Here is a 15,540-nt window from a genome sequence, read left to right on the forward strand (position 1 = left end):
AGTTTTTATGTCGCTACCACGTTATAAAATTACGATGCTTGCCTTATCTTTAGGTTTAGCGTCTGCATTTGTGGGCTGTAGCAGCAATCCAAGTAAAAAAGAAGTGGTCGATAGTGGCCCACAATCTAGTGAACAAGCTTACTTCGAAAAGGCCCAAAAGTCGCTTGACCGTGGTCAATATCTTGATGCGACCAAGTCTTTAGAAGCAATCGATACTTATTATCCGACCGGACAATACGCACAACAAGCACAACTTGAACTTCTCTATTCGAAATTTAAGCAAAAAGATTATGAAGGCGCGATTGCCTTAGCGGAACGTTTTATTCGTTTAAATCCTCAGCATCCAAATGTGGATTATGCTTATTATGTTCGTGCTGTAGCGAATATGGAGCAAAACTACGACAGTTTGATGCGCTATACATCTTTGCAACAATCTCATCGTGATGTGAGCTATTTAAAAGTTGCTTATCAAAATTTTGTTGATTTAATTCGTCGTTTCCCAAGTAGCCAATATTCTGTTGACGCCGCTCAGCGCATGAAATTTATTGGACAAGAACTTGCTGAAAATGAAATGACTGCTGCACGTTTTAATGTTAAACGTAAAGCTTGGATTGCAGCTGCCGAACGTTCGCAATGGGTAATTGAACACTATCCACAAACTCCTCAAGTTCCAGAAGCATTAGCGACTTTGGCATATAGCTATAACCAATTAGGTGATAAAGCGACTTCACAACAATATATTGAAGTTTTAAAACTTAATTACCCTAACTTGGTGAAAAAAGACGGCACAGTTAACATGCGTGCTGCTCGTAAAGAAGGTAACTGGATTAACCGTGCGACCCTAGGTATTTTTGGCCGTGAATCTACTGCCGCAACACCAGAAAGCACAAGTGAATCAGAAGCTCAAAAACGTGGCTTCCTTAATCGTGTTAGCTTCGGTTTAATTGGCAATTCAGATAAAGAAGAAACTGCTGAGCCAGAGCAAACACAAGTTGAAGCACCAAAATCAGAACGTAGTTGGACAAACCGTTTAAGCTTTGGCTTATTAGACAAACCTGAGCCACAAGCAGCAGAAAATACAACTGTTGCTCCTGCTGTTACCTCTACAGATACATCAACTGATTCTCAATCAGATGATGCGAAACAAGGTGCAGATGACGCTGCTCAATAAGTTTAAGCTTTAAAAAACATCAACAAACAGGCAAGTGATATCACTTGCCTGTTTGTTTTTATAAAATATTAAAATATTTATTGGATAGATCTTGCCTCATCATGTCAGAATATTCTGACTCACTCTCTCATCAGTTTTAATACGGTTATCTGAATTATGGCAATTCCACAACATACGATTGATCAAATTTTAGATCGCACAGATATTGTCGATCTGATTGGTCAGCGTGTGAAACTGAAAAAGACGGGACGTACATATTCCGGCTGTTGCCCTTTTCATCAAGAAAAATCTCCATCGTTCCATGTCTATCGAGACAAGCAGTATTATCACTGCTTTGGGTGTCAGGCCAACGGTAACGCGATCCGTTTTCTGATGGACATTGATAACCGAAACTTTATAGATGTAATGAAAGAGTTATCGAGTAGCGCTGGAGTCGAACTACCCAAAGATAATACCGAGAACAAAAAACTATCTTATACCCGTCAGGTTACAAAGCCGCCAGTTGCTAAAGCAAATACGGCGGAGCCCGTGGTTCCTCAGCAACCAATAGATGAAAGCTACAACACGCTTGAACCGGTATTTTTTGACGACCCTTTTGCCCAATTTGAACAGCCTTTCAACTTTGAGGAACCAGTTCAAGAAGGTAATTTATATGACTTACTGGAAAATATTGCACAGTTCTATGAACACCAATTACCTAACAGTCAAAAAGCAAAAAACTACTTTAAACAACGTGGCTTAACTAATCAGACGATTCAATTTTGGCGCTTAGGCTATGCACCAGAAGATTGGCAACACCTAGAGAAAGCTTTTCCTTATGACATTGATGGTTTAAAGCAACTAGGACTTATTCGTTCGAGTGATAATGGCCGTGATTTTGACTTATTACGTGACCGTATGATTTTCCCGATTCGAGACCCGAAAGGCCGCGTCGTTGGTTTTGGTGGGCGTGCCTTAAATGATGAGATCAAGCCCAAATACATTAACTCGCCTGACTCAGAGGTCTTTCACAAGAATCAGCTACTTTACGGGCTTTATGAAGGTAGAAAACTCAAATCTAACGACTGGTTAATGGTTGAAGGCTATATGGATGTCATTGCACTTCAGCAATATGGCATTACAGGGGCTGTAGCGACTTTAGGAACAGCAAGTAACACAGAACATCTTAATATTTTATTTAAACAAAATAGCCGTATTACCATTGCTTTTGACGGTGATGCTGCTGGGCAAAAAGCAGCACGCAGAACCTTAGAAATTGCTTTACCACTTCTCAATGATGGACGCGAACTCAAATTTTTCGTACTACCGAATGACCATGACCCCGATTCTCTGATCCGTCGTGAAGGGCTTGAAAATTTCCAAAAACTACTACAACAGTCCCCTCTTTTGTCTGATTTTGTCTTTGCCCATTTAACAGGTCAACATGACATTAGTACCCCTGAAGGCAAAAGCTTGGTCATGGGAGAACTTCGAGAACTGACTGAACTATTACCCAAACAGGGTTCGTTCCGTTATTTACTCAATCAATCTTTCCGTGAAAAACTCGGACTGGGTAAACGTTTTACACCACAAATCAGCCATGATGCCTCGCTCTCATTTAACATTCATACTAAAGATGAAGACTTTGCAATTGCAATTTTGATGCACCACCCTTTTCTTTATATTCATTTTGAAGGGTTACGTGCTTATATTCATCAAGATGAATTATTAGCAAAAGTACTGGCAATTTTAAACCGTATTTTTGATGACTTACCGGATGACCAAGAGCTGGCAACATATTATGTTCTAGGTGCTTGTAGCAGTTATTGCCATGAAATTGCCGATATTATGCAAAGAACCAATATTCAGGCATTAACGCAGGCACCAGAAGTGGCCGACAAGTTAGCCCAAGAATATGCTTTAGGCCTAAAAGAAAGATATTTACGTCAGAAACTTAAATCGCCAATTTCTCTAATTGAATCACGAAATTTAAGACAACAGCTTAATGAATTAACCAAACAAATTAGTTTAAGACTGTTGTCTTAATGTTTTGACTTACGCTCATGATCAAACACATCCTGTAAATGCTGTTGTAACCATTCAAAATAATCAGGATTTTCGGCCTTGGCAGCTTCGCGTAGCAAAATAGATGTCGGATGCATAAGCTTTTGCGTCAAACGATGCGCGAATTGCTGTAATACTTGCTCAGCATTCTCACCGTGATTCAAAGCCTCTAAAGCATGCGTCAGCTCTTGTTGGCTAACTTCTTCACTATGTTGGCGATAGGCATGAATTGTGCTGCCCGCCTCTTTAACTTTTTGATGAGTAATAAGCTGAGTAGCTAATTGATTCACCATCACTTCCGCTTCAACAGCCGCCTGACGACGTTGAGCGAGGTTTTCCTCAATCACACTTTGTAAATCATCAACACCATACAAATAGACGCCATCAAGCGCTTCAACTTTAGGATCTATATCACGGGGTACAGCTAAATCAACCATTAACATTTGTTGATAGCGACGTTTCTTTAATGCGGTCTTAACATCAGGATAAGCAATCACTTGATATAAACTACCAGTACAGCTCGACACAACATCAGCACGATACAAATTTTCAGCCAATGCTGAAAAATCAATAATTTCAACTTCAACCTGATGTGAAATCTCTTGAGCCAATTGGTCAGCACGCTCACGGCTACGATTACAAATAATAATTTTAGCGACGCCCATTTCAGCCAAATGTTTAGCAACCAAGCTATTCATTTCACCCGCAGCAACAATCATCACAGTAAGTTTTTCAGGCTTACTAAAAACCTGTAAAGCCAATTGTGCAACAGCATACCCCATCGAAACGGCATGGCTGCCCACCGCAGTTTCGGAACGTACACGTTTAGCTGCATAAAAAGCATATTCAAAAACACTGTTTAATTCAGGAGAGACTGTTTGAGCTTCTTTAGACAATGCCAAAGCACTTTTAACTTGCCCTAAAATTTGCGGCTCACCGAGCATGAGAGAGTCTAAGCCACTTGCTACTCGCATTAAATGTGTAATTGCCTGCGTGTTCTCGTAACGATAAACATGATGAATTAAGTGCTTTACATCAATATTATTGGCATCGGCTAACCATTTCAGAAGGCTTTCGGCATTTTCAGCCATGGCATAAACTTCTGTACGGTTACACGTCGAGACGACCACCAAATCCTTTAAGCTTTGGTGATGGCTTTGTTCGGCAAGCAAACGACTTAATCGCTCTGCATTGAAAGCAATTTGTTCGCGGAGTTCGACAGAAGCTGTTTGATGGTTGACACCCAATGCAAAGAAAGACATATCAGATCATCATTTCGCTAAATTTATGCTATTGTGCAACATCGGTGTCATAAAAAGCATTACTTTGGATCAATAAAAATTGCGTCAAATGAATAGCCGTATTAATTTTAACGGTGCTTCGATAAGACAGTATTCTACCACATTCTTATTGTTAGGTAGCATGTCCTCGCATGTCTATGCACGCCCTGTGCAAGAGACCTATGCCGTGCATTCATTTGATCAGGCATTAGAGCAAACTATGGTCGCTGAATTTGCTCTAGCTTATGATGACATTCCTAACGCTTTGCATAATTACACAGTACTCGCAATTAAAAGTAACTCTACGTCAATTAAACAGCGAGCTTTAGATGTTGCGCTTGAATATAATGATTTTCAAGCCGCTTTAAACATTGCTACACATTGGGTAGCCCAAGAACCCAAAGATGTACCTGCTTTATTCTATTTGTCCCATATTGCCTTAAAAACACATGAATACCAGCTTGCCGCTGAAACATTAGATAAAATTTTAAAAATAGATCCGACTGCCGATTTAGAACAAATTTTAGCGAGTATTGCCCCAGAAAATGCTCAAGATCGAGATGTATTATTAACAGCTTTACGTTCTAGTGCAGAAAAAAACAACCCTTCTATTTTAGCACTCATCGCTAACCTAGAAGCCCAAAATGGTCAATTAGAATCTGCTCTAACCAACATTAACAAGGCACTACGTCGACGTCCTAAAGTGACGAGCTTTATTTTAATGAAAGCAAACCTACTCATTGCTCTTAGCGATCAAGAAGGTGCGCTTAAATGGTATGCAAAGTCCAGCCGTAAATATAAGAAAAATTTAGACATTCGTTTAGCTGAAATCCGTTATCTTATACAACTTAATCAATCTCAACTGGCTTTAGAAAAGCTTGAAAACGTTATAGAGGCTAATCCTAAAGCTGAAGAAGCATTGTTTATTGCAGGCTTAACCAGCATTGATTTAAAACAATATGACAAAGCAGAACAATATCTTGTTGACCTACGAAACTCTGCAAAATACCAAAATGAAGCTTATTATTACTTAGCGATTAATGCAGAACGCAAACAGCATTATGAATCAGCAAAAGCTTACTATCGCTTAGTTGATGGCAGTTTATACGTTGTTTCAAGACGTAATCTGATTGCGATTTATGATAAGCAAGATAATTTACACGATGCTTTACGGTTCCTCACTCAAGAACGCGTAAATTACCCTCAACATGCAAGTTTCTTATATCAAGCTCAAGCTGAAATTTTAAAGAAAATGGGCAATAAAAAAGCTGCCTTAAATTTATTAGATGAAGCGATAAAGAATTTACCGGATGATCCGGAACTCATTTACGCAGAAGTTTTATTACTTGATCCATATACTGACCGCGATAAACTCGATAAAACATTAAAGCAATTATTACAACTTGAGCCCAACAGCCCAACTTATCTAAATGCATATGCCTATACACTAGCCCTGCAAAACCGTAGGTTAAAAGAAGCACGTCAATATGCGGAACAAGCCTTAGAATATGCGCCGGAACAGGCCTCTATTCTAGATACGCTTGGCTATATTGCATTTTTACAGAATGATTATGAAGGTGCAGCAGAAGCTTTAGGCAAAGCTTATGAACTCAGCCATAATGTAAATATTGGCGTTCGTTATGCTAAAGCATTGTATATGCAAGGATCATTAACTCAATTTAGCGCTGTGTTACAACAACTGAAACAAAAACATGCCAATGATCCACAATTACAACAGCTTGATGCGTTAATTTTACCTACATCTGCAAAAAAGAGTTAAACATATGAGCAAATTTGCCCAACTGTGCACAGCGATCTGTGGATCAAGTGTATTATTTCTAACCGGTTGTCAGCATTTTACTCAACCTAAACCCGCGGTTACCCAGCAAGTTCAAGACGAAAAACACTTTAATTTACAAGGTAAGATTGGGGTTCGCACACCACAGCAAACTGGTAGTGCCTTTTTCACGTGGGTTCAACAACAAGATAATTTTGATATTGAATTAAGCGGCATTTTAGGTGTAGGAAAAACCCAAATTCAGGGTAAACCCGGTGAAGTGAAATTAAATAGTGCTAAAACAGGGTTAATTACTGCCGCCTCTCCAGAAGAACTTTTAGAGCGTGCAACTGGTTGGCAAGCACCAATTACTCATTTAACAAGTTGGATATTGGCTAAACCTGCAACTTTAAGTGCTCAAATCAGTAAAGATAATGAAAATCGTGTAAACCAACTCATTGAAGACGGCTGGACAGTTAATTTCAGTTACGATGGTGAACAAACTTTGCCAAACAAACTGGTTTTAAAGCAAGCTCTTGCTGAAGATAAAGAAAACCGTATTACAATGGTCATCCAAAACCGCTAAGTCTAATTATATAAATCTATGATTCGAGTCCCTTCTCCAGCTAAGCTCAACCTGTTTTTACATATTACAGGACGTCGTGAAAATGGTTATCATGAATTACAAACCATTTTCCAACTCATTGATTTATATGATTGGATGATATTTATACCGACTTTAGATGAACAAATCAAAATTGATGGATTGAGTGAAGTTCAACCTGAGGAAAACCTGATTTATCGGGCTGCTCAAATATTAAGACCGCACGCAAAAAAATTCTGCGGTCTAAACATCAAAATTGAAAAAAATATTCCAATGGGTGCAGGTCTAGGCGGAGGTTCATCCAATGCTGCCACAACCCTGATTGTGTTAAATCAATTATGGGAATGTTGTCTAAATAAAGAACAACTTGCAGACTATGGCGTAAAGCTTGGTGCCGATGTTCCTATTTTTATTTATGGTAAAAATGCATGGGCTGAAGGTATTGGTGAACATTTATCATTCATAGACTTAGATCAAAAACAGTTCATTATTTTAAAACCTGATTGTTTTATCAGCACTCAATTGCTTTTTTCACAAAAAACATTGACAAGAGACTCTAAGACCACTAAATTTTGCGCCTATCAGTTAGAACCTTCTAATTTTGGAAATAACTTTGAGCCATTGGCCCGACAGTTATACCCTGAAGTGGAAGAAGCAATGCAATATTTAGATCAGTTTGGTCAAGCAAAGCTTACAGGTACAGGTGCTTGTGTTTTTATTGAAGTAACGAATGAAATGAATATTGATGAAATTCTTAAGCATTCACCATGTAAATCTTACTTGGTAAATAGTTTAAAAGAATCTCCTCTTAATCATTTTAAGGTTACACGTTAGGGGCGTCGCCAAGTGGTAAGGCACCGGGTTTTGATCTCGGCATCCGTTGGTTCGAATCCAGCCGCCCCTGCCATTCTCTTATTTTAAAGACAGACTTAATTGCTATGCTTTTTGTTGATTCATCTTGACATTGCATTGCAAAAATATTAAAGTTCTGCCGCATTAGGGGCGTCGCCAAGTGGTAAGGCACCGGGTTTTGATCTCGGCATCCGTTGGTTCGAATCCAGCCGCCCCTGCCATCTATTTAATTACATACCAACCGCCAAGGGTGCTTCATGCCCAATCTTGTCGTTTTTAGTGGAAATGCTCATCCACAGTTCGCTCAAAAAGTCGTAAGTCACTTACATATCCCTCTAGGTGCTGCATCAGTCGGTCACTTTTCTGATGGAGAAATTTCAGTAGAAATTACTGAAAATGTTCGTGGTAAAGACGTATTTATCGTTCAGCCTACTTGTGCCCCTACCAATGATAACCTTATGGAAATCTTGGTTATGGCAGATGCTTTGCGTCGTGCAAGTGCTGGTCGTATTACAGCCGTTATCCCTTATTTTGGTTATGCTCGCCAAGACCGTCGCCCACGTTCTGCACGTGTGCCGATTACAGCTAAAGTTGTTGCAGACATGCTTACCACTGTTGGTATTGATCGTGTCGTAATGATTGACTTACATGCTGACCAAATTCAGGGTTTCTTCGATATTCCAGTCGACAACATCTATGGTACTCCTGCTTTGCTTGCTGACTTACGTCAACAATCGCATGATAACCTTATGGTGGTTTCTCCTGACGTTGGTGGCGTAGTACGTGCTCGTGCCGTTGCCAAACAGATGGGTGACATCGATTTAGCAATTATTGATAAACGTCGTCAAAAAGCCAATGAATCGCAAGTTATGCATTTAATTGGTGACGTAAAAGATCGTGATTGCGTTATCGTAGATGACATGGTTGATACTGCCGGTACATTGTGTAAAGCAGCTGATGCGCTTAAGCAATTTGGTGCACGCCGTGTAGTTGCATACGCAACTCACCCTGTACTTTCTGGCAAGGCTATTGAAAACTTACGTAATTCAGTTATTGATGAATTAGTTGTCACTGACACTATTCCTCTTTCTGAAGAAGCATTAACCTTGGGCAAAATCCGTCAGGTTTCTGTTGCTAGCATGGTTGCTGAAACGATTCGTCGTATTAATAACGAAGAATCTATCAGTGCGATGTTCGATAGTTTATAATACCGCAGCTTTTATGAACCCTGGCCTTGGCTGGGGTTTTCTATCACTAAACTGGTCGCAAGTTTAGTCTATTTAACTTTAATGAGGATTTACTCATGTCAAACTTCGTATTAAACGCTCAAGCGCGTGCTGAAGACAAACAAGGGAAAGGTGCGAGCCGCCGCCTTCGTCACGAAGCATTAATTCCAGCTATCATTTATGGTGGCAATGCTGAGCCTGTAGCTATTACTTTAGAACTTCGTCAGCTTGTAAAAGCTTTAGAAAACAATGCTTTCTTTGAAGAAGTTATAGAAATCCAAGTTGGCGACAAAGTTGAAAACGTTAAAATCCAAGCGTTACAACGTCACCCAGCTAAAAACACTCCTATGCACGCTGACTTCAAACGCGCATAAGTGTTGAAAGGCGTAGATTAGTGTCAAATATTTCGCTAATTGTTGGTTTGGGCAATCCTGGTTCAGAATATGCCCAAACCCGCCATAATGCAGGCTTTTGGTTCATTGAACAGCTTGCTAATAAATATGGCATTACATTAAAAAATGATCCGAAATTTCACGGAATCAGCGGACGTGGTAATATAGAAGGACACGATGTCCGTCTACTTCTACCCACTACATTTATGAACCGTTCTGGACAAAGTGTAGTTCCATTTGCAAAATTTTATCAAATTGCTCCCGAAGCAATTTTGATTGCTCATGATGAACTTGATATGAACCCTGGTGTAATTCGTCTAAAAACAGGCGGAGGACATGGTGGTCATAACGGTTTACGTGACATTGTCCCTCATATTGGTCCAAATTTTCATCGTTTACGTATTGGTATCGGACATCCTGGCTCAAAAGAGCGAGTTTCAGGTCATGTACTTGGGAAAGCACCAAGTAGTGAACAAAGTCTGATGGATGCAGCAATTGATCATGCCCTTTCTAAAGTGAAATTACTTGTTCAAGGACAAGTTCCACAGGCCATGAATCAAATTAATGCGTATAAACCAACTTAAATTGTTGAACAATCAAGCTTGCTATCTTGCTTTTTTAGGAGCAAAATGCGCATCAGCCACTTTGCCAACAGCAAAAGCTAAAGATTTCACCATAAGATCTTACTCTTAGGTCTACTCAGGAGACGCTAGCCATGCTATCTCGTTTATTAAAATGCAAAATTCACCGCGCAGTTGTAACCCATGCTGAACTTCACTATGAAGGTTCTTGTGCAATTGATGGCGTATTGATGGACTTAGCTGGTATTCGTGAATATGAAGAAATTCATGTTTGGAATGTAACCAATGGCAAACGCTTCACGACCTATGCTATTCGTGGTGAAGATAACTCTGGAATTATTTCAGTAAATGGTGGCGCTGCACATCAAGCAGATGTCGGTGATTTAGTGATTATTGCTACATTTGGTGATTTTACTGAAGCTGAAGCAAATATTCATAAACCACGTTTGGTCTATGCTAACCCAAATAATACAGTCAACCACACAGCGAATTGTATTCCTGTTCAAGTTGCCTAATTTATTCTAAGAATAAAAAAAGCCCGCATTGACGGGCTTTTATCATTTTATAAATCCTAAATGGTTCCTTCCCACCAGTTCTTTTGCTGTTTGCAATTTAATGGTTGAAGCCCCTCTCCTCGCAAATCAAACAGAATCGCCTCTCCTTTTGTATTTACCTTAAATTCAGCATACTTTGCTTTCTGATAGCATTGAGCTAGACCTTCGGCAAATAAGAAACTCCGAGATGCAGGATATAAAGCTTGATATCGGTTTTCAGGATTTTTTAAAATTAAGCTCTGCTCAGCAGATAAATTGTTAGGTTCTAAAATAGTACGGATTACTTTATTGTGTGAATCCAAACTAACTTTTGCGTGAATAGATGCATAATTAAAGATTCTCTGATTTAGAGTTTCATTTTCTTTTTCAGCAAGAGGTTTAGGAGTTTGCAAATTTAACTCATAAGCCAATGCCATATAGTCACCTTGTAAAATTGAACGCGGATCAACTGGCTTAAGCTCAATGAAAATACTTTTACTATGATGCAGATGCCATTCATTTTTCGCTATCAATCCCACAAAAAATAATGTGGTAGCTATAGCCAGAATAAGAGAAAAATATTTCTTCATTATTTTTCTCCTTCAATAAGATGGCGTTGATTTTCTTGGTGGAGCAACCAATATAAAGCCCATAGAACAAGACCAGAAATCAAAATCGATGCACTCTTTGCCAAAAAAGTTATTTGTAAGTTGTAATAAAGCTGCCAAAGTACTAAAACAAATACTGCTAGAGTGACACCATAAACAATATAATCTTTCTTTTTTATCGCCCATGTTAGAATGATAAATAAAATGAAAACTTCAAAATAGCCAAGTGCAATGAGCAATACACCAAAAAGTAAGAATGCGAAAAACACTACTCCATGCAACTGCTTATACAAATAAAAAATACTAAAGCAAAGCAACCAAAGACTAGGTAATAAATAGAAAATCCATATCTGCCGATCTTCCGAACTATCTAGAACCAGTCCCATAAAAGTATCAAAGAAAGTAGCTACTACAACTACCGTAAGCACACATAAATAGATACTACGCTCATATTGAACTATCGATTTAGCCTTCGGCAAGAACACCAAACTAAAAACAAAATAGCTGAGCAGTGTTAAATTTAAATAAGTCTGAGTGGAGTTTACTGACCACAATGAATGGTCCATTTGTAGTAAGTAAATAAATGCTATGCCATAAGTAGCGAGCATTTGAATTAAAATAAAGAACCAATGGGGTTTAAAAAAATAACTTATACAGAGAATAAAAATCTGTGCAATTAGCACCCACAACATCTGATCTGTTTCAGACTCTAGATGAAACAAAAAAGCAGTCTGACCACTTATGAATAAACAATAGGCAAATTGCCGAAAAAAGTAGTGTTGAGATTTTTTCAATAAAATAGAAGCTATACAAACAAAAATAACTCCAATAATTAAAGAAACAGCTTCCCAAAATACTAATGTAAAAGCCGCAAGTGCTAGACCAGCAAGCCAAGCTCCAATAGCTAAAGGAATTATATAAAAGCGGCTTTGACGAAAAATTTTTATTAAAAAATAACTAATCAGCGCAAACCAGATAAAAATAATGCCTGCAATGAATAAAAAAATGAACTCATTTGAATCTTTAAACAAGTCATTGATCCTATCTACAAGCCATATTGTTGCAGTTACGCCAAGAACAGCGGCCATCAAGCTGGCACATAATTGATCATCTTTTTTGAAGAAATAATAAAAAACGATTATCCCTGAAAAGAAAGCCGAGATCAGATAAGGAATATTTTCACCAGATAAATATTGGATCATTCCAATGATTGAAATGACTGCAAACCAAGCGATAAAGACGAAACGTAAAGCACGATACTTCTTTATACATACCCAAAATTCTATAAGGCTTAATAAATTTAAAGCAAACAGATATAAATAAGGAAACTTTTCTAACCAAAAAGTCTGCTTAAAAAATAAAAAAAGTGTAAGTTGGCTAGTAATACAAATTAAAGCAAAGATTCCAATATTTGGTCGATATAGCCAAGGTAATAAAAGCAATGTCCAAATCAGGAAAAGTAAATAACTGTCTGCTCCAGTTTGATAGACCTGCCCGATTACAGCCAAACTTAAGCCTACCATCAAGCCGCAAATACCATGTAAAGTATGCCTAACTCCTTCACTTAAAATATCTTTTACGCTGATCCATGCTGTCACAAGTAATATAAGTGGTGGGATTGCTAGCTGAATGCTGTCTGGAAGCATTAACCAATTAGCAGCAATTAAATAAAGAATACTGACCGCCATAAATACATAACTAAAAATATGGAGATGCTGAATAAATAAAGTATTCCTAAGGGGATAATCGTCTCTTATCTGCATGAAACACCTATTTTATTTATAATTTTCTATAAAAAACATAGCATTCCATTTTCATATCAACAAGTAAGCTCTTGTTAATAAGCCTATTTCCATTTGTGAAAATACTTATTCATAAAGAAACTTAGCATTCTACAAAAGCATCTAGTCAATTTTATCCAGCGCGCTATAATAAAACCCATCGCTTCAGGGCGGGGTGTAATTCCCCACCGGTGGTAAAGTTAATTTTTATTGATAAATTAACAAGCCCACGAGCTTAAATTTTATGATTTGAGCAGATTTGGTGAGACTCCAAAGCCGACGGTATAGTCCGGATGAAAGAAGACGACGAACTGGGATAAATCCGTTTTATTTCAGTGCCAGCCTGTTTTTACATCAGTCCTGAAATGTTCAACCGTATTTTTACGAGAGCGTTTCATTATGTCTAGCTTAATTCAACCAGAACTTTTTTTCTCAGCCCTCTCTCCTGCTGAACAACGCATTCAACAAGCATTAGAAGATATCCGTCAAGGCAAACCTGTCTTGGTCATGGATGATTTCGATCGTGAAAATGAAGCAGATTTAATTGTCGCAGCCGAAACTCTAACTGTTGAAACCATGGCACGTATGATTCGTGATGGCTCAGGTATTGTATGTTTATGCCTGACAGAAGAATTAGCAGATCATTTAGAACTTCCCCCAATGGTTTCTCAAAACTCAAGCCAGTTTCATACCGCTTTTACAGTGACCATTGAAGCAGCCCAAGGTGTTACCACTGGTGTTTCGGCTAAAGACCGCGTTACTACCATTCAAACTGCAATTAAAGATGGTGCCGTTCCAAGTGATCTTAACCGTCCGGGCCATGTTTTTCCTTTACGTGCACGTACTGGAGGAGTACTGACTCGCCGAGGTCATACTGAGGGAACAATTGATCTAGCAAGACTAGCTGGGCTTAAACCTGCTGGCGTATTATGCGAATTAACCAACCCAGATGGCACGATGGCATCAGGTATTCAAGTTTTGGCATATGCCCAAACTCATCACTTAACCGTGATTACAATTGAAGAACTTGTTCAATACCGCCAACAACACAGTATTTAAATAAAAAAAGGTTTGGCTTTAGATAAAAGCCAAACCTTCAAATTAAAATTTACTAATATTTAAGATACTTTCTTTTGTGTTGCCTGATCTTCGACGTATTCCAAAAGTTCAGAAAATTGCGTAATCATTGCTTTAGGTTGTGCTTGCTTAAGTTCCTCTGGTGTTCCGTAACCATAAGTCACAGCGACCGCCTCAATACCATTGTGGCGAGCACCTAAAACATCATATTGACGGTCACCTACCATTAAGCATTCTTCTGAGTTTAATTGCTCACGTTCAAGAATATAATGAATAAGTTCAGCTTTATTGGTACGTTCTCCAGTTAACTCACTACCATAAATATTTACAAAATATTGGCTTAAGTCAAAATGATCTAAGATACGTTTTGCATAAATAGTTGGTTTAGCTGTTGCGACGAATAAACGATACCCATCTTCTTTCAATGCATTAAGTGTTTGCGCAACAGATGGATATACTTCATTTTCAAATAAACCTGTAACTGAAAAGCGCTCACGATAAGCAAGTAAAGCTTGTTCAGCCAAAGCATCATCTTGAGTGGCTAATAGTTTTGCTAATGAGGCTTTTAAAGGAGGCCCAATTGTCCAGTCAATATTTAAATCGGCAGCCAATGGAAAGCCCAACTTATCCATTGCATAACGAATTGAAGTATGAATACCAACTTTTGGGTCTGTTAGTGTTCCATCCAAATCAATCAAAATATGTTTTATAGCCATTCAATCATTAACCCAGTAAAGTATTTAATTCAATTGGTCGAGAGTTTAATCAAACTCTCTTATACTAACGTAAATTTAAATTGAAAAGGAAATAACCGTGCGTCCAACCGTACTTTGTTTCTCGGGTTTAGACCCTTCAGGTGGTGCAGGTTTACAAGCTGATATTGAAGCGATTGGACAAAGTGGTGCTCATGCAGCCATTGCATGTACAGCCCTCACCATACAAAACTCACAACAAGTATTTGGCTTCGAAGCAACCTCAAAAGAACTATTATTAGCTCAAGCAAATGCAGTTGTAGGTGATTTGCCCATTAAATGCGTTAAGTCAGGCATGCTTGGCACCACAGATAACATTGCTGCTCTCGCTGAATTTCTTCGCGCCCATCCAGAATATCAATATGTACTCGATCCTGTTTTGGTGGCAAACAGCGGGGGTTCTTTAGGTGATCAAGCCACTCTTGTAAAAGCTTTCGTTGAGCTTATTCCCCTAGCCACTATTATTACTCCAAATACAGTCGAATTACGTGCTCTCACGGGTGTCGATGACTTAGAACAAGCAACGCAAAAGCTATTTGAAATGGGTGCAAAAGCTGTTTTAGTCAAAGGTGGACACGAAGATACACCAGATTATATTAAAAATAGTTTATATATTAATGGTGAACTTGCAGCGAGTAGTAGTTGCCCCCGCTTAGACGGTGAGTATCACGGTTCAGGTTGTTCTTTAGCTAGTTTTATTGCTGGTCGTTTGGCTTTAGGTGATTCTTTAAAAATTGCGGTACAGCATGCCGAAACATGGTTATTTGGTGTTTTAAAGAACGCCGAGACTCCTATAGCAAATGGGCAAAAAATACCAAAAAGATTCTAGAAAAAGAAAAAGGCGCTAAAAGCGCCTTTTTTAT

Annotated in this window: 15 protein-coding genes, 2 tRNA genes and 1 riboswitch; of the genes, 13 read left to right on the plus strand and 4 right to left on the minus strand. The window is 38.6% G+C overall.

Translation table 11 applies throughout. The features are described 5' to 3' along the window. Positions 1-7 precede the first annotated feature (7 nt). A complete protein-coding gene (locus HL290_RS16565; RefSeq protein WP_198497038.1) occupies positions 8-1,171 on the plus strand; it encodes an outer membrane protein assembly factor BamD in 1,164 nt (387 codons plus the stop codon). A 156-nt stretch (positions 1,172-1,327) separates the two neighbouring features. Next, on the plus strand, positions 1,328-3,196 hold the full coding sequence (locus HL290_RS16570; RefSeq protein ID WP_198497039.1) for a DNA primase: 1,869 nt from the start codon (positions 1,328-1,330) through the stop codon (positions 3,194-3,196). Here the strand turns inward: HL290_RS16570 and hemA are convergent. Then, complete coding sequence (hemA, locus tag HL290_RS16575; RefSeq protein ID WP_198497040.1) at positions 3,193-4,476, minus strand: glutamyl-tRNA reductase; 1,284 nt, start codon at positions 4,474-4,476, stop codon at positions 3,193-3,195. The two genes, HL290_RS16570 and hemA, sit on opposite strands and share 4 nt — an antisense overlap. An 88-nt stretch (positions 4,477-4,564) precedes the next feature. Here hemA and HL290_RS16580 point away from each other — a divergent pair, with 88 nt between their 5' ends. From HL290_RS16580 to panD, 9 genes are all read left to right on the plus strand, one after another. Beyond that, positions 4,565-6,274 carry a tetratricopeptide repeat protein gene (locus tag HL290_RS16580; RefSeq protein ID WP_198497085.1) on the plus strand — a complete coding sequence of 570 codons (1,710 nt, stop codon included), beginning with the start codon at positions 4,565-4,567 and terminating at the stop codon, positions 6,272-6,274. 4 nt (positions 6,275-6,278) lie between these two features. Then, entirely contained in the window at positions 6,279-6,857 is a 579-nt protein-coding gene (gene lolB / locus HL290_RS16585; protein WP_003653326.1) for a lipoprotein insertase outer membrane protein LolB, read from the plus strand. Between the two features lie 18 nt (positions 6,858-6,875). Beyond that, positions 6,876-7,709: a 4-(cytidine 5'-diphospho)-2-C-methyl-D-erythritol kinase gene (gene ispE / locus HL290_RS16590; RefSeq protein WP_005042701.1), complete on the plus strand. Its 834-nt coding sequence runs from the start codon at positions 6,876-6,878 to the stop codon at positions 7,707-7,709. Next, positions 7,708-7,782: transfer RNA gene (locus tag HL290_RS16595), tRNA-Gln, on the plus strand. Before ispE ends, HL290_RS16595 begins: the two co-directional genes overlap by 2 nt. Positions 7,783-7,873: 91 nt before the next feature. Next, a tRNA-Gln gene (locus HL290_RS16600) sits at positions 7,874-7,948 on the plus strand. A 36-nt stretch (positions 7,949-7,984) separates the two neighbouring features. Further along, positions 7,985-8,935 carry a ribose-phosphate pyrophosphokinase gene (locus tag HL290_RS16605; RefSeq protein WP_003653329.1) on the plus strand — a complete coding sequence of 317 codons (951 nt, stop codon included), beginning with the start codon at positions 7,985-7,987 and terminating at the stop codon, positions 8,933-8,935. A 95-nt stretch (positions 8,936-9,030) separates the two neighbouring features. Continuing rightward, positions 9,031-9,327: a 50S ribosomal protein L25 gene (rplY, locus tag HL290_RS16610; RefSeq protein WP_004641581.1), complete on the plus strand. Its 297-nt coding sequence runs from the start codon at positions 9,031-9,033 to the stop codon at positions 9,325-9,327. 20 nt (positions 9,328-9,347) lie between these two features. Continuing rightward, the gene (gene pth / locus HL290_RS16615) at positions 9,348-9,929 is read left to right on the plus strand and encodes an aminoacyl-tRNA hydrolase (protein WP_003653332.1); all 582 of its coding nucleotides are present in this window, start codon (positions 9,348-9,350) and stop codon (positions 9,927-9,929) included. 131 nt (positions 9,930-10,060) lie between these two features. Next, positions 10,061-10,441, plus strand: a complete 381-nt coding sequence (gene panD, locus HL290_RS16620) for an aspartate 1-decarboxylase (protein WP_002120296.1) — start codon at positions 10,061-10,063, stop codon at positions 10,439-10,441. Between the two features lie 56 nt (positions 10,442-10,497). Here the strand turns inward: panD and HL290_RS16625 are convergent, their stop codons facing one another. Then, complete coding sequence (locus HL290_RS16625; protein WP_198497041.1) at positions 10,498-11,049, minus strand: GDYXXLXY domain-containing protein; 552 nt, start codon at positions 11,047-11,049, stop codon at positions 10,498-10,500. Beyond that, positions 11,049-12,830, minus strand: coding sequence for a DUF2157 domain-containing protein (locus tag HL290_RS16630; protein ID WP_198497042.1), 1,782 nt, complete (start codon positions 12,828-12,830; stop codon positions 11,049-11,051). The genes HL290_RS16625 and HL290_RS16630 overlap by 1 nt, the downstream gene beginning before the upstream one ends. A gap of 176 nt (positions 12,831-13,006) precedes the next feature. Then, positions 13,007-13,157, plus strand: a riboswitch (FMN riboswitch). Positions 13,158-13,247: 90 nt separating this feature from the next. On the opposite strand from HL290_RS16630, the gene ribB reads away from it, so the two are divergent. After that, complete coding sequence (gene ribB / locus HL290_RS16635) at positions 13,248-13,907, plus strand: 3,4-dihydroxy-2-butanone-4-phosphate synthase (protein ID WP_198497043.1); 660 nt, start codon at positions 13,248-13,250, stop codon at positions 13,905-13,907. A 59-nt stretch (positions 13,908-13,966) separates the two neighbouring features. Here the strand turns inward: ribB and HL290_RS16640 are convergent, their stop codons facing one another. Further along, the gene (locus tag HL290_RS16640; protein ID WP_005042712.1) at positions 13,967-14,641 is read right to left on the minus strand and encodes an HAD-IA family hydrolase; all 675 of its coding nucleotides are present in this window, start codon (positions 14,639-14,641) and stop codon (positions 13,967-13,969) included. 97 nt (positions 14,642-14,738) lie between these two features. Here HL290_RS16640 and HL290_RS16645 point away from each other — a divergent pair, with 97 nt between their 5' ends. Beyond that, positions 14,739-15,506: a hydroxymethylpyrimidine/phosphomethylpyrimidine kinase gene (locus HL290_RS16645; RefSeq protein WP_198497044.1), complete on the plus strand. Its 768-nt coding sequence runs from the start codon at positions 14,739-14,741 to the stop codon at positions 15,504-15,506. The last annotated feature ends 34 nt before the right edge of the window (positions 15,507-15,540 follow it).

Origin of the sequence: Acinetobacter sp. AC1-2 (assembly GCF_016124155.1) — a bacterium.
Classification (GTDB): Bacteria; Pseudomonadota; Gammaproteobacteria; order Pseudomonadales; family Moraxellaceae; genus Acinetobacter; species Acinetobacter calcoaceticus.

Coding starts and splice junctions, on each gene's coding strand:
- ribB (WP_198497043.1), top strand. CDS start 13,248: ATGTCTAGCTTAATTCAACCAGAACTTTTTTTCTCAGCCCTCTCTCCT.
- HL290_RS16570 (WP_198497039.1), top strand. CDS start 1,328: ATGGCAATTCCACAACATACGATTGATCAAATTTTAGATCGCACAGAT.
- panD (WP_002120296.1), top strand. CDS start 10,061: ATGCTATCTCGTTTATTAAAATGCAAAATTCACCGCGCAGTTGTAACC.
- HL290_RS16630 (WP_198497042.1), bottom strand. CDS start 12,830: ATGCAGATAAGAGACGATTATCCCCTTAGGAATACTTTATTTATTCAG.
- HL290_RS16580 (WP_198497085.1), top strand. CDS start 4,565: ATGAATAGCCGTATTAATTTTAACGGTGCTTCGATAAGACAGTATTCT.
- ispE (WP_005042701.1), top strand. CDS start 6,876: ATGATTCGAGTCCCTTCTCCAGCTAAGCTCAACCTGTTTTTACATATT.
- HL290_RS16565 (WP_198497038.1), top strand. CDS start 8: ATGTCGCTACCACGTTATAAAATTACGATGCTTGCCTTATCTTTAGGT.
- HL290_RS16625 (WP_198497041.1), bottom strand. CDS start 11,049: ATGAAGAAATATTTTTCTCTTATTCTGGCTATAGCTACCACATTATTT.
- hemA (WP_198497040.1), bottom strand. CDS start 4,476: ATGTCTTTCTTTGCATTGGGTGTCAACCATCAAACAGCTTCTGTCGAA.
- HL290_RS16605 (WP_003653329.1), top strand. CDS start 7,985: ATGCCCAATCTTGTCGTTTTTAGTGGAAATGCTCATCCACAGTTCGCT.
- HL290_RS16640 (WP_005042712.1), bottom strand. CDS start 14,641: ATGGCTATAAAACATATTTTGATTGATTTGGATGGAACACTAACAGAC.
- lolB (WP_003653326.1), top strand. CDS start 6,279: ATGAGCAAATTTGCCCAACTGTGCACAGCGATCTGTGGATCAAGTGTA.
- rplY (WP_004641581.1), top strand. CDS start 9,031: ATGTCAAACTTCGTATTAAACGCTCAAGCGCGTGCTGAAGACAAACAA.